This is a genomic window from Metapseudomonas resinovorans (genome assembly GCF_002003485.1).
In the GTDB taxonomy this organism is placed as follows: domain Bacteria; phylum Pseudomonadota; class Gammaproteobacteria; order Pseudomonadales; family Pseudomonadaceae; genus Metapseudomonas; species Metapseudomonas resinovorans_D.
In genome coordinates this window covers 38,524-50,828 of record NZ_BDMA01000055.1, presented here as the reverse complement: position 1 = coordinate 50,828, position 12,305 = coordinate 38,524, and the positions used below count along the sequence as shown (strand labels likewise).

The window sequence follows — 12,305 nt, the reverse complement described above, 5'->3', positions numbered from 1 at the left end:
GCTGGCGAACCTTCGCACCACCCTTCGCCAGCAAGCTGGCTCCTACAGACGTGTCTTACGACTCAGGAGGTTTACCGATGCCTGAACTCATCCTCGGCGGTGCCCGCTCCGGCAAGAGTCGGTTGGCGGAGAAGCTCGCCGCTGAAAGTGGCCTCAAGGTCATCTACATCGCCACCAGCCAGCCACTGGACGGAGAGATGAGCGCTCGCGTCGCCCATCACCGTGCCCGCCGCCCGGAACATTGGGGCCTGGTGGAAGAACCGCTGGCACTCGCCCGCGTACTGCGCGAGAACGCTGCCGCCGATACCTGCCTGCTGGTGGACTGCCTGACCCTCTGGCTGACCAATCTGCTGATGCTGGACGACCCGGCGCGACTGGACGAAGAACGCGAAGCGCTGCTCGCTTGCATCGCCGAGCTGCCTGGCCGCGTCCTGCTGGTGAGCAATGAAACCGGCCTGGGCGTCGTGCCCCTGGGGGAGCTGACCCGTCGCTATGTCGACGAGGCCGGCTGGCTCCATCAGGCCCTGGCCGAACGCAGCGAACGGGTGATCTTCACCGTCGCCGGGCTGCCCATGATCCTCAAGGGAGATTCCCTATGATTCCGTTGCACTGGTGGCAGGCCCCTTGCCAGCCCCTCGATCCCATCGCCCGCACCAAGGCACATGCCCGCCAGGACCAGTTGACCAAGCCCCGTGGTGCCCTCGGCCAGTTGGAAGACCTGGCCATCACCCTTGCCGCCCAGCAGGGGCGTGAGCGGCCGTGCATCGATCGCCCCTGGTTCGCGGTGTTCGCCGGTGACCATGGCGTGGTGGAGGAGGGCGTGTCCGCCTATCCACAGGCAGTGACCGGCGAGATGCTGCGGAACTTCGTCCGTGGCGGGGCGGCCATCAGCGTGCTGGCAAAGAGCCTCGGCGCAACCCTGGAAGTCGTAGACCTGGGTACTGCGCTCCCGCTCGAACCGCTGCCGGGCGTACTGCACCTGCATGTCGGGGCCGGCACGGCGAACTTCGCCCGTGAACCGGCGATGACCTCCGCCCAGTGCCTGATCGCCCTGCAAGCCGGCCGTTCGAGTGTCGAGCGCGCCCTGGGCGCTGGCGCCGATCTCTATGTCGGCGGGGAAATGGGCATCGGCAACACCACCACTGCCAGCGCCCTGGCCTGCGCCCTGTTGGGGCTGCCGGCCACTGCGCTGGCTGGCCCCGGTACCGGCCTCGACGGCAAGGGTGTGGCCCACAAGATTCAGGTCATCGAGCACGCCCTGGCGTTGCATCGCGATGGCTGCGACAGCCCGCAGGAAACCCTGCGCCGCCTGGGTGGTTTCGAAGTGGCGGCGCTGACTGGCGCCTACCTGGCCTGTGCTCAATTGGGCCTGCCGGCGCTGGTGGACGGTTTCATATGCAGCGTGGCGGCGCTTTGTGCCGTGCGCCTGAATCCCGCGTGCCGCGAGTGGCTGCTGTTCTCCCATCGCTCCGCCGAGCCGGGCCACGTTGCCGTGCTCGAGGCGCTGGAAGCGCAACCGCTGCTGGACCTGGGCCTGCGCCTGGGTGAGGGCAGCGGTGCCGCCATTGCACTGCCGCTGTTGCGCCTGGCCTGCGAACTCCATGGCGGCATGGCGACCTTCGCCGAAGCGTCGGTTTCGGACCGGCCGGAATGAAGCTCGACCTCCTGCGGCATGGTGAAACCGAACGCGGCGGCGGCTTTCGCGGCAGCCTCGACGACGCCTTGACCGATACCGGTTGGTCGCAGATGCGCGCGGGTATCGTCGGCGCCGGGCCCTGGGATGTGCTGGTGAGTTCGCCCCTGCAGCGTTGCGCCGCGTTCGCTCGCGAACTGGAGCAGCGACTTGGCCTGCCTCTGCATTTCGACGCCGATCTGCGCGAACTGCACTTTGGCCAGTGGGAAGGCCGCAGCGCGGCCGAGTTGATGGAGAATCACGCCGAAGGCCTCGGCCAGTTCTGGAACGATCCCTACAGCTTCACCCCGCCGGACGGCGAGACGTTGCTGGACTTCGAAGCACGGGTGCTGGCTGCGGGTGAGCGCCTGCTGGAGCGCTTCGCCGGAAAGCGGGTGCTGCTGGTCACCCACGGTGGCGTGATCCGAATCCTGGTGGCCCGCGCCCGCCATCTTCCGCGCACCGGCTTGATGCAGGTGGAAGTGGCCCATGGTGAGCTGTTCCGCCTGACCTTCGACGAACACGGCCTGCGGGAGCGGCCATGACGCCCTTGCTGATCGCCCTGCAATTTCTCACCCGCCTGCCGGTACGCCTGCCGGGCATGCCCGAGCCAGAGCAGATCGGCCGCTCGTTGCTCTGGTATCCCCTGGTCGGCCTGTTGATCGGCGCACTGCTGCTGGGGGGCGCCTGGCTGCTGGACGGGCATCCGCCGCTGTTGTCGGCCGCCCTGTTGCTGGCGCTCTGGGTCGGCTTGTCGGGCGGCCTGCATCTGGACGGGCTGGCGGACACGGCCGATGCCTGGGTAGGTGGCTACGGCGACCGCGAACGCACCCTGACGATCATGAAGGACCCGCGCAGCGGTCCCATCGCCGTCGTGGTGCTGGTGGTGGTGCTGCTACTGAAGTTCGCCGCGCTAGTAACGCTGTTGGACGCCGGACATTTGCTGCCCCTGCTGCTGGCGCCCTGGCTGGCGCGCGGGATGCTGCCGCTGCTGTTTCTCACCACCCCCTACGTGCGTCCTGGCGGTTTGGGGCAGGCGATTGCCGAACATCTGCCGCGGCGGGAATTGCCCGTGTGGTTGGGTGGGCAGGCGGTGGTGATGCTGTTGCTGGGCTGGGCGGCGTGGATCGCGCTGGTGGCGGCGCTGGTGCTGTTCGGCTGGTTGCGTGGGCGGTTCATGCAGCGGCTGGGTGGGACGACCGGGGATACGGCGGGGGCGCTGGTGGAGTTGGTGGAGGTGGGGGTGTTGGTGGGTGTGGCGTTGTTTGCCTGATCTACCCTCTCCCCCGGCCCCTCTCCCTGAAGAGGAGAGGGGTGACTCGCGCCTGAAAGGACAGAGCAGGCTGGCAGCTCCGAGCGCCGCTACGGCACGGACTAGCTCCCCTCGCCCTTCAGGGAGAGGGGCTGGGGGAGAGGGAATTGCAGGGAAATGCTTCCTCCGCAGCCAATCGGATGGCTTCGAGCACCGCTTCAGTTTCCAGCAGCACTTGATGGTTCCAGAACCGCAGAACCCGGAATCCCCGCCTGACCAACCAGGTATCTCGCGATTCATCGGATTCGCTTTCCAGATGCTGCCCGCCGTCCACCTCAATCACCAGCATCCGCTCCTGGCAGATGAAATCGACGATGTACGGACCAAGGGGCTTCTGTCGTCGGAACTTCAGGCCAAGCAACCGTTTCGCGCGCAAATGCCGCCAAAGCCACTGCTCAGCATCGGTCTGTCCCGCCCTTAAGCTGCGAGCGAACGCGAGCTTTTCCATGGGTCTTTCCTCCGTGAATGGAAAGACCTGATCTTCCCCGCAACGGGACTCGGAACCGTCCGAAAGCCCCCCGCGATTACCCCGATCTACTCAAACACAAAATGCTCCCCCGCCAGACCCATCACCGACGCTGTCGGCTTCAGCATTGCTGCCACGTGCCCCTTGGCGCGAGGTAGCAGGCGGGCGAAGTAGAAGTCGCTGGTGGCCAGTTTTGCGCGGTAGAACTCGGCGGATTCCGAACCGCCTTCGCGCAGTCGCACGCGGGCCGCGCGCTCCTGCAGGGCCCAGGAATACGCGAGGGCGGCGTAGCCGGAGTACATCAGGAAGTCGTGGCTGGCGGTGCTGACCAGGTCGCGATCTTTGCGGGCGCGCAGGGCGATGCGCAGGGTCAGCCAGTTCCATTGTGCGGCGAGTTTCAGCAGCACCAGCGCGCGGCCGCGCATGGCCGGTTCCGTCTTCAGCAGTTCGATGGCGAAGCGGGCGAGTTTGCCGGTGAAGTCACGCACGGCCTTGCCCTGGGTCATCAGCAGTACCTTGCGTCCCAGCAGGTCGAGTGCCTGGATGCCGGTGGTGCCTTCGTAGAGGGTGGCGATGCGGGCGTCGCGGACGATCTGTTCCATGCCGTGCTCGCGGATGTAGCCGTGGCCGCCGAATACCTGCATGCCGAGATTGGCGCTTTCCAGGCCCAGTTCGGTCAGGCAGCCCTTGAGGATCGGTGTCAGGAAGCCGAGTTTGTCGTCCCAGTGAGCATACTGGTGCTCGTCCTTGTGCAGGATGCCTTCGATCATGCGGTCGGCGTACTGGGTGGCGAGGTAGACCAGCGCGCGACCGCCTTCGGCTACAGCTTTCTGGGTCAGCAACATGCGCCGCACGTCGCCATGGACCATCAGCGGGTCGGCGACGGCATCGGGCTCCTTGGTGCCGGACAGGGCGCGCATCGAGCGGCGTTCGCGGGCGTAGGCGAGGGCGCCCTGATACGCCAGTTCGGCAGTGGCGACGCCCTGGATGGCGGTGCCGATGCGGGCGCTGTTCATGAAGGTGAACATGCACTCGAGACCTTTGTTCGAAGGGCCGATGAGAAAGCCAGTGGCACCGTCGAAGTTCATCACGCAGGTGCTGGAAGCCTTGATGCCCATTTTCTTTTCGAGCGCCCCGCAGCTCACCCCGTTGCGTTCGCCGAGGCCGCCATCCGTGCCGGGGAGGAACTTGGGCACGATGAACAGGGAGATACCGCGCGTGCCCTTGGGTGCGTCCGGCAGGCGGGCGAGGACGATGTGCACGATGTTCTCGGTGAGGTCGTGCTCGCCCGAGGAGATGAAGATCTTGGTGCCGGTCAGGGCGTAGCTGCCGTCGGGATTCGCCTCGGCGCGGGTCTTCACCTGGCCCAGGTCGGTGCCGCACTGGGGCTCGGTCAGGCACATGGTGCCGCCCCAGCGGCCTTCCGTGAGGGGGACCAGGTAGGTTCTTTTCTGTTCTTCTGTGCCGTGCTGCATCAGGGTGTTCATGGCGCCGAGGGAGAGGCCCGGATACATGGAGAAGGGCCAGTTGGCGGTGCCGAGCATTTCCTGTTTAAGCGCACCCAGGCTCATGGGCAGGCCCTGGCCGCCATACTCCACCGGATGCGACAGGCCTTGCCAGCCACCGGCGACATAGGCGTCGTAGGCTTCCTTGAAGCCCTTGGGCGTGCGCACCTCGCCGTTTTCCAGGTGGCAGCCTTCCTCGTCGCCGCTGTGATAGAGCGGGGCGATCACTTCTTCGCAAAGCCGCGCGCATTCGCCGAGGATGGCGTCGACCATGTCCGGCGTCGCGTCGCCGCCATTGGCCAGGGCGCGATAGTGGGCGGGAAAGTCGAAGACTTCGTTGAGCAGGAAACGCGTGTCGCGTAGCGGGGCTTTGTAGCTGGGCATGGTGACCTCGGCGTGCGTTGATGGCCCGGTTTATACGGGGCGCGCAGCACGAGGGCCTTGGCAGCGGCAACGGCAGCCTCTGGCAGTTGGGACAATCACTGGCGTCGAAAAGGAGGTTCCGATTGACGCTCAGGCAGGTGCGGGTATATACACGTAACCCATGTTGCCGACCCAATGCCTCTGTACCAAGCTGCGCCGCGCCACGCGAAGCGTGACCCGGCTCTACGACGATGCCCTTGAGGGCGTCGGGGTGAACGTCGCCCAGTATTCGCTGTTGAAGAATCTGGCGCGGCTGGATCAGCCCAGCATCACCAGCCTGGCGGATGCCCTGGGGCTGGATCGCAGTACGTTGGGGCGCAATCTCAAGGTGCTCGAAGGCAAGGGCCTGGTGCAGTTGGAGGGTGGCGAGGACCAGCGCAATCGACTGGTTTCGCTGACCGCTGCCGGCCAGGCCAGCCTCGATGAGGCGCTGCGGGCCTGGGAGCAGGTGCAGGTGCAGCTGGGGCAACGAATAGGACTGGAGAAGCGGGCGGCGCTGATGGCGCTGCTGGACGATCTGGAACACATCGCCTGAATATTTCGCTGAAAAGCGGGTATGTACCCGTAAAGGACTTTTTATGACATCGGTATGGCGTACGAGTGGCTGGGTACTTCTGGGGGCGTCGCTGATCCTGGCGCTATCCCTGGGCATTCGACATGGCTTTGGCCTGTTCCTGGCGCCGATGAGCAGCGAGTTCGGCTGGGGGCGGGAGGTATTCGCCTTCGCCATCGCCCTGCAGAACCTGATCTGGGGTCTGGCGCAGCCCTTCACGGGTGCGCTGGCCGACCGTTTCGGCGCAGCCAAGACGGTGATCGTCGGAGGCGTGCTTTACGCCGTCGGCCTGGTGCTGATGGGATTCTCCGATTCGGCCCTGTCGCTGTCGTTCAGTGCTGGCCTGCTCATTGGTATCGGCCTGTCAGGCACCTCGTTCTCGGTGATCCTCGGTGTAGTGGGGCGTGCCGTGCCGATGGAGAAGCGCAGCATGGCGATGGGTATCGCCGCTGCTGCCGGCTCGTTCGGCCAGTTCGCCATGCTGCCCGGCACCCTCGGATTGATCGGCTGGCTTGGCTGGTCGTCCGCGCTGCTGGCGCTGGGTCTGCTGGTGGCGCTGATAGTGCCGCTGGTAGGGCTGCTCAAGGACAATCCGCCGCCGCCCCAGGCCCATGAGCAGAGCCTGGGCGAAGCCCTGCGCGAGGCGACGTCGCATAGCGGTTTCTGGCTATTGGCCCTGGGCTTCTTCGTCTGCGGCTTCCAGGTGGTGTTCATCGGCGTGCACTTGCCGGCCTACCTGGTGGACCAGCACCTGCCGGCTTCGGTGGGCACTACGGTGCTGGCGCTGGTGGGGCTGTTCAACGTGTTCGGTACCTATATCGCCGGTTGGCTCGGCGGCCGTCATGCCAAGCCGAAGCTGCTCACCGGGCTCTACCTGCTGCGCGGGGTGGTGATCGTGGCCTTCCTCTATTCGCCGCTGAGCGTCTGGAGCGCCTATGCCTTCGGCATGGCCATGGGGCTGTTGTGGCTGTCCACCGTTCCCCTGACCAACGGCACCGTCGCGACCCTGTTTGGCGTGCGCAACCTGTCGATGCTCGGTGGTATCGTCTTCCTGTTCCACCAGCTCGGCGCCTTCCTCGGCGGTTGGCTGGGGGGCTACCTCTATGACCACACGGGCAGTTACGAACTGGTATGGCAGATATCCATCTTCCTCAGCCTGCTGGCCGCCGTGCTGAACTGGCCGGTTCGCGAGCAGCCGGTGGCGCGGCTCCAGCCCGCCGGAGCCGCATGAGCCTGCGCCTGGTCTGGGCGCTTGGCGCCCTGCTGTTCAGCCTGCTGCTGGCCTTGGGTTGGTGGGGCTGGCAACAGGGCGGGCTGGCGCTGATGCAGCTGGGGATGAGCCTTTGCTGATTGATCGGCGAGGAGGCTCGCAGTAGCGTAAGCGGATCACACGACCTGTGCCGGAGTCCGCCATGAAAGCCTCGCCCTTCCTCTTCCTGTCGCTTGCCTTGTTCGGCAGCCAGGTCATGGCTGCCGAGTGCCCTTCACTGCTGCAGCACGAGCTGCCGCAACTTCGTTCGAAGAACACCATCGACCTGTGTCAGCGCTTCGCCGGCAAGCCGATGGTGATCGTCAACACTGCCAGCCACTGCGGCTTCGCTCCGCAGTTCAAGGGGCTGGAAGCCCTCTATAAACGCTACAAGGATCAGGGCCTGGAAGTGCTTGGCGTACCCTCGGACGATTTCAAGCAGGAAGCCGCCACCACCGAGGAAACCGCCAAGGTCTGCTACGTCAACTACGGCGTGACCTTCGCCATGACCCAGCCGCAGCACGTCACTGGAGACGAGGCGACGCCGCTCTACAAGGAACTGATCGCCCAGTCCGGGCAGAAACCGCGCTGGAATTTCTACAAGTATGTGGTGGACCGGCAGGGCAAGGTGATCGCGCATTTCTCCAGCCTGACCAAGCCCGACGACCCGGACCTGCTGAAGGCGGTGGAGCAGGCGCTGGCTAGCCAGCCTTGATCGACAAGCATGAAAAAGCCCGGACCAGTCCGGGCTTTTTCATGGCTCTGATTCCCGCTTAGAAGCGGTAGGTCAGCTGCGCACCCAGGCCGTGGGCGCTGTTCTGGAAGGTGGCGCGGTAGGCCCCCTTGGAAGCGCTGACCTGGTTGATGTCGGCGTCATCTTCCTTCAGGTAGGAGTAGGCCACGTCGACGGTCACGTCGTCGTTCGGGCTCCAGGCGGCGCCCAGGCTGAAGATCTTGCGGTCGTTGGTGGGAATGCGCGGCGAGCGGTGCTCGTTGCGGGCCGGGGACTGGTCGTAGGCCAGGCCGGCGCGCAGGGTCCACTGCTGGTTCAGCTTGTAGGCGGCACCGACGGCGTAGGACCAGGTGTCACGCCAGTCCTGCTCTTCGACGATGGTGCCGAGGGCAGGGGCCAGCAGGCCGCGAACGCCCTCGTTGTCCACCTTGATTTCTTCCAGGCGGCTCCAGCGGGTCCAGGTGCTGCCGGCATAGAGGGTCCAGGCGTCGTTCAGGTCGTGGGTGACGGAGAAGTCGACCGATTCCGGGGTTTCCAGATCCAGGGAGGCGTCGTACTTGCCGGCGGAGCTGGCCAGTACCGGGCCGCTGCCGGAAACGGTGGTGTCGCCTTTCAGCTTGTAGTCCACCTTGGAGTGGTAGGTCAGGCCGAAGCGGGTGCGCGGGTCCAGTTCAAAGAGAATGCCGGCGTTGAAGCCCAGCGCGGTGTCGTCGCCCTTGACCTTCACGCGGCCATCGTTGCGACCCGGGGACAGCGGGTTGAGCACGGAAGAGGTCAGCTCGCCGTCGATGCGGTTGATGGTGGGGCCGAAGCCGACGGACAGCTGGTCGTTGATGCGGTAGCTGACGGTGGGCTGCAGGGTGATCACCCGTACTTCGCTCTTGTCGCCGTAGTAACGGCCGGCGAAGCCGGTCTCGTAGTCGGTGATCAGGCCGAAGGGCACGTACATGCCGAGGCCGAAGGTCCAGTTGTCATCGATCGGCTTGACGTAATAGCCCATGGGCACGCCGACGGTGGGAACCATGTCGCCATCGTTGCTGCCACCGAAAGTGCCGCGAGCGTCGTCGATATCGGTCTTCGCGAATATGGCGGCGGCGCCGACACTGACCTGCTCGCGCTTCAGGCGCGACATGCCGGCAGGGTTGCCGTACACGGTGGTGGCGTCGTCGGCCGAGGACGAACGGCCGGCGAAGGCGGTACCCATGCTGCTGACGCTTTGTTCGTTGAGGGCGAAGCCCGCAGCCAGGCTGTAGCTGGAAGCGGCGCTGACGGCCAGGGCGAGGGCGGTCTTGAAGACTCTGCTTATCACGGTGAACTCCTGATCGGTGGTGCAAAGGCCGGCACGCTAACAGGAATCCCCCGACCTGGAAAGCTCGGGAAAGTGCGGCAATATGTCTTGTAAGATTGTCGAACAAAAGGCAAAAGGATGGCATTTTCGCCGATCGTGCAGATCGCCTGGCACGCTTGTTCCTGACTGGTCGGTCAGTGATCAGGCGACTTGGCAAAGCCCGCCGACATGACGCTGCCAGGCGTCGATGAACTCGCGGGGACTGCCGTCAGGCTGGAAGACCTGGCGCCAGATCATGGCCATGCCGATCAGGTCATCCGCAGGGGGTAGTACCAGAACGGTCGATTCCACCAGCATCCAGGCGATGGCGGTCGCGTAGCGCAGGTTGACGATCAATTCCAGGTGGGGAGCCGTGAGAAAGGCATGCTGGCTAGCCAACCCGCGTACCTGGCTGGCGAGCTCCGGGTCATGGGCGAGATGCTGGTCCCAGAGCTGCTGATGGCGTTCATCGCTGATGCGATAGAGGCCGCGGCCCGTGCCGCAGTCCAGGGCGGCGCCGAGGGCGGATTGGCAGGCGGCGGCGCCCAGCAGCAGGCTTTCGGCGGTGGAGGAGGGACGCTGCAGGTAGAGCAGCGTCGGTCGTATTACGTGCTGGCGGAGATCGCTGGCGGCAATTCCCATATGGCCCTCGCGAAAGGTGCCGGCGGGGCCGGGGCGTTTTGGCAGCTTCTCATCGTTCTAGGAAAGAGCCCCACCGGGAGCGGAGTTAGCCGCTCGATTTGAAGTCTAGTGCGATATTCCCGCTGTAAAGGACTGTTTTTAAACTGTTTCAGGCTTCTGGTTATTGTCTATATAGCTGCCTGTGATTAAAAAACAGCCAGCAGGCGAGGGCGCCATGTCCCGTGCCTGCCGGTTATTCGGGGGCTTATTCGCCGGTGGCCAGCGGGCGCGAAGGCTGAGTGATCCACTCGCTCCAGGAGCCGGCGTAGAGCCGTGCCAGGGGGTAACCGGCGAGGCTGAGGGCGAAGAGATTGTGGCAGGCAGTGACGCCCGAGCCGCAGTAGGCCACCAGGTCATCCAGCGGACGGTCGCCGATCAGGGCGGCGAAACGCTGCTTGAGGGCCTCGGCCGGGAGGAAGCGACCGTCGCTGCCGAGGTTGTCGGTGAAGGCGGCGCACTGGGCGCCCGGAATATGGCCGGCCACCGGGTCGATGGGCTCCACTTCACCCTTGAAGCGGGGGAGTGCGCGGGCATCCAGCAGGGTCAGGTTCGCATTGCCCAGACGTTGCTGGAGGTCGTCGGCGTCCACCAGCAGGCTCGCGTCCGGCTGACCGGAGAAGGTACCGGGCTGCACCGTCGGTGTTACGGCCGTCAACGGCAGTTCGGCATCGCGCCAGGCCTTGAGGCCACCATCCAGGAGGAATACACCATCACGCTTGCCCAGCCAGGCCAGCAGCCACCAGGCGCGCGCGGCGAAGGCTCCGGGGCCGTCGTCGTAGAGCACGATAGTGCTGTCGGCGGTGATTCCCCAGTCGCGTAGTTTGGCGGCCAGTGTCGTCGGGTCCGGCAGCGGATGGCGGCCGGTCACGCCTCGGGTCACGGGGCCGGAAAGGTCGCGTTCCAGGTCGGCGAAGCGGGCCTTCGGAATGTGGCTCTCGGCATAGCTGCGCTGGCCGTAGGCCGGATCGTCGAGGGAGAAGCGGCAGTCGAGGATGATCAGGCCCGGTTCATCCTGGCGGGCGCTGAGTTGAGCAGGGCTGATGAGCTGTGCGAGCGACATGGCGGGGTCCTTGTCGTGACCATTGTTGTGGCAAGCATCATAAGGACGCCCGCACTGGCTGTCTCGCGCAATTGGCGGCGGCGCGGAGCCCGCGCCGCCCGTGGGGTCAACGGCAGATGGAGCGCAGGCGCTGGAAGCCCGCGTCGAGGTCGGCGATCAGGTCGTCCGGGTGCTCCAGGCCGATGTGCAGGCGTATCAGCGGGCCGTCGGCCTTCCACGTGGTCGCGCTGCGATGGGCGCTGGGATTGGTCAGCAGGATCAGGCTTTCGAAGCCGCCCCAGCTGAAGCCCATGCCGAACAGGTTCATGCCGTCGAGCATGGCGCGCACGGCCTGCTCCGGCATGGCCTTGAGCATCACCCCGAACAGGCCGCAGGCGCCGCTGAAGTCGCGCTTCCACAGCTCATGGCCGGGGGCACCGGGCAGGGCCGGGTAGAGGATGCGTTCCACTTCTGGCTGCTCGGCCAGCCACTGCGCGACCTTCTCCGCATTGCGCTGGTGGCGTTCCAGTCGCGTGGACAGGGTACGCAGGCCGCGCAGGGCGAGGTAGGCGTCGTCTGCACTGACCGACAGGCCGAGCTGCTTGTAGAAGCCGCGTACCTGCGGGAACAGCGCCTCGGTGGTCATGATCACGCCCATCAGCACGTCCGAGTGGCCGACGATGTACTTGGTGGCGGCGTGGATGGAGATATCTACGCCGTGCTTGAAGGAGGCGAAGTGCACCGGGGTGCCCCAGGTGTTGTCGAGCATCACGAGGGCGCCATGGGCGTGGGCGACTTCGGCGATGGCCGGCACGTCCTGCACTTCGAAGGTCAGCGAGCCGGGCGATTCGAGGAACACCACGCGGGTGTTGGGGCGGATCAGCTCGGCAATACCGCCGCCGATCAGTGGGTCGTAGTAGGTGGTCTCGATGCCGAAGCGCTTCAGGGTTTCGTCGCAGAAGGCGCGAGTCGGGTCGTACACCGAGTCGGTCATCAGCAGGTGATCGCCGGGCTTGAGGGTCGCCAGCAGGGCAGTGGTGAGGGCGCTCAGGCCGCTGGGGGTGAGCATCGCCGCGTAGGCGCCTTCCAGTTCGGCGAGGGCGCTTTCCAGCGACCGCGTGGTGGGGTTGCCGTGTCGGCCGTAGGTGTTGAGAGTGCCGTTCTGTGCATGCAGGGCTTCCACGGTGGGGAAGAGCAGCGTGGAGGCGCGGTAGACCGGCGTGTTCACGGTGCCGCCGACCCGGCCCCGTTCGCGGCCTTCATGGGCCAGGAGTGTTTCGAGGTGCAGCTTGCGGTCGTCCACCTGGTGTTTCCTCTGATTCCGAATAACGAAAAGTATGCGACG

14 protein-coding genes are annotated in these 12,305 nt (G+C 65.5%); 8 read left to right on the top strand and 6 right to left on the bottom strand.

What is annotated here, in order from left to right:
* The first annotated feature begins 77 nt into the window (after positions 1–77).
* Genes cobU through MnOB_RS14740 form a run of 4 tightly spaced genes read left to right on the top strand, consistent with a single transcriptional unit; the run spans position 78 to position 2,945 of the window.
* Positions 78–599, top strand: coding sequence for a bifunctional adenosylcobinamide kinase/adenosylcobinamide-phosphate guanylyltransferase (gene cobU, locus MnOB_RS14755; RefSeq protein WP_077524979.1), 522 nt, complete (start codon positions 78–80; stop codon positions 597–599).
* Positions 599–1,654, top strand: a complete 1,056-nt coding sequence (gene cobT / locus MnOB_RS14750) for a nicotinate-nucleotide--dimethylbenzimidazole phosphoribosyltransferase (protein WP_077524996.1) — start codon at positions 599–601, stop codon at positions 1,652–1,654. Before cobU ends, cobT begins: the two co-directional genes overlap by 1 nt.
* Positions 1,651–2,217: a histidine phosphatase family protein gene (locus tag MnOB_RS14745; RefSeq protein WP_077524978.1), complete on the top strand. Its 567-nt coding sequence runs from the start codon at positions 1,651–1,653 to the stop codon at positions 2,215–2,217. Before cobT ends, MnOB_RS14745 begins: the two co-directional genes overlap by 4 nt.
* Positions 2,214–2,945, top strand: a complete 732-nt coding sequence (locus tag MnOB_RS14740) for an adenosylcobinamide-GDP ribazoletransferase (RefSeq protein ID WP_077524977.1) — start codon at positions 2,214–2,216, stop codon at positions 2,943–2,945. The genes MnOB_RS14745 and MnOB_RS14740 overlap by 4 nt, the downstream gene beginning before the upstream one ends.
* Before the next feature lie 118 nt (positions 2,946–3,063).
* On the opposite strand, the gene MnOB_RS14735 is transcribed toward MnOB_RS14740, so the two are convergent.
* Both MnOB_RS14735 and MnOB_RS14730 read right to left on the bottom strand, forming a co-directional pair.
* Complete coding sequence (locus MnOB_RS14735) at positions 3,064–3,432, bottom strand: endonuclease domain-containing protein (RefSeq protein ID WP_077524976.1); 369 nt, start codon at positions 3,430–3,432, stop codon at positions 3,064–3,066.
* Positions 3,433–3,518: 86 nt separating this feature from the next.
* Complete coding sequence (locus MnOB_RS14730) at positions 3,519–5,339, bottom strand: acyl-CoA dehydrogenase C-terminal domain-containing protein (protein ID WP_077524975.1); 1,821 nt, start codon at positions 5,337–5,339, stop codon at positions 3,519–3,521.
* A 160-nt stretch (positions 5,340–5,499) separates the two neighbouring features.
* Here MnOB_RS14730 and MnOB_RS14725 point away from each other — a divergent pair, with 160 nt between their 5' ends.
* The 4 genes from MnOB_RS14725 (at position 5,500) to MnOB_RS14715 (ending at position 7,895) form a co-directional block, all read left to right on the top strand.
* Complete coding sequence (locus MnOB_RS14725; protein WP_077524974.1) at positions 5,500–5,913, top strand: MarR family winged helix-turn-helix transcriptional regulator; 414 nt, start codon at positions 5,500–5,502, stop codon at positions 5,911–5,913.
* A gap of 43 nt (positions 5,914–5,956) precedes the next feature.
* Positions 5,957–7,162, top strand: a complete 1,206-nt coding sequence (locus MnOB_RS14720) for an MFS transporter (RefSeq protein ID WP_077524973.1) — start codon at positions 5,957–5,959, stop codon at positions 7,160–7,162.
* Positions 7,159–7,281, top strand: a complete 123-nt coding sequence (locus tag MnOB_RS29380; protein ID WP_265093687.1) for a hypothetical protein — start codon at positions 7,159–7,161, stop codon at positions 7,279–7,281. Before MnOB_RS14720 ends, MnOB_RS29380 begins: the two co-directional genes overlap by 4 nt.
* A gap of 62 nt (positions 7,282–7,343) precedes the next feature.
* Positions 7,344–7,895, top strand: a complete 552-nt coding sequence (locus MnOB_RS14715; RefSeq protein ID WP_077524972.1) for a glutathione peroxidase — start codon at positions 7,344–7,346, stop codon at positions 7,893–7,895.
* A gap of 58 nt (positions 7,896–7,953) precedes the next feature.
* Here the strand turns inward: MnOB_RS14715 and MnOB_RS14710 are convergent, their stop codons facing one another.
* The 4 genes from MnOB_RS14710 to metC all read right to left on the bottom strand — a co-directional run bounded on the left by MnOB_RS14710 (position 7,954) and on the right by metC (position 12,263).
* Positions 7,954–9,222, bottom strand: a complete 1,269-nt coding sequence (locus tag MnOB_RS14710) for an OmpP1/FadL family transporter (RefSeq protein WP_077524971.1) — start codon at positions 9,220–9,222, stop codon at positions 7,954–7,956.
* A 180-nt stretch (positions 9,223–9,402) separates the two neighbouring features.
* A complete protein-coding gene (locus MnOB_RS14705; RefSeq protein WP_077524970.1) occupies positions 9,403–9,882 on the bottom strand; it encodes a hypothetical protein in 480 nt (159 codons plus the stop codon).
* A gap of 244 nt (positions 9,883–10,126) precedes the next feature.
* A complete protein-coding gene (locus tag MnOB_RS14700; RefSeq protein WP_077524969.1) occupies positions 10,127–10,981 on the bottom strand; it encodes a sulfurtransferase in 855 nt (284 codons plus the stop codon).
* A gap of 106 nt (positions 10,982–11,087) precedes the next feature.
* Positions 11,088–12,263 (bottom strand): cystathionine beta-lyase, encoded by a 1,176-nt coding sequence (gene metC / locus MnOB_RS14695; RefSeq protein WP_077524968.1) that lies wholly within the window; start codon positions 12,261–12,263, stop codon positions 11,088–11,090.
* Positions 12,264–12,305: the final 42 nt, after the last annotated feature.

Excerpts from the sequence above, each read along its gene's own strand:
- cobU (WP_077524979.1), top strand. The coding sequence starts at position 78 with ATGCCTGAACTCATCCTCGGCGGTGCCCGCTCCGGCAAGAGTCGGTTG.
- MnOB_RS14745 (WP_077524978.1), top strand. The coding sequence starts at position 1,651 with ATGAAGCTCGACCTCCTGCGGCATGGTGAAACCGAACGCGGCGGCGGC.
- MnOB_RS14740 (WP_077524977.1), top strand. The coding sequence starts at position 2,214 with ATGACGCCCTTGCTGATCGCCCTGCAATTTCTCACCCGCCTGCCGGTA.
- MnOB_RS14735 (WP_077524976.1), bottom strand. The coding sequence starts at position 3,432 with ATGGAAAAGCTCGCGTTCGCTCGCAGCTTAAGGGCGGGACAGACCGAT.
- MnOB_RS14730 (WP_077524975.1), bottom strand. The coding sequence starts at position 5,339 with ATGCCCAGCTACAAAGCCCCGCTACGCGACACGCGTTTCCTGCTCAAC.
- MnOB_RS14725 (WP_077524974.1), top strand. The coding sequence starts at position 5,500 with ATGTTGCCGACCCAATGCCTCTGTACCAAGCTGCGCCGCGCCACGCGA.
- MnOB_RS14720 (WP_077524973.1), top strand. The coding sequence starts at position 5,957 with ATGACATCGGTATGGCGTACGAGTGGCTGGGTACTTCTGGGGGCGTCG.
- MnOB_RS29380 (WP_265093687.1), top strand. The coding sequence starts at position 7,159 with ATGAGCCTGCGCCTGGTCTGGGCGCTTGGCGCCCTGCTGTTCAGCCTG.
- MnOB_RS14715 (WP_077524972.1), top strand. The coding sequence starts at position 7,344 with ATGAAAGCCTCGCCCTTCCTCTTCCTGTCGCTTGCCTTGTTCGGCAGC.
- MnOB_RS14705 (WP_077524970.1), bottom strand. The coding sequence starts at position 9,882 with ATGGGAATTGCCGCCAGCGATCTCCGCCAGCACGTAATACGACCGACG.
- MnOB_RS14700 (WP_077524969.1), bottom strand. The coding sequence starts at position 10,981 with ATGTCGCTCGCACAGCTCATCAGCCCTGCTCAACTCAGCGCCCGCCAG.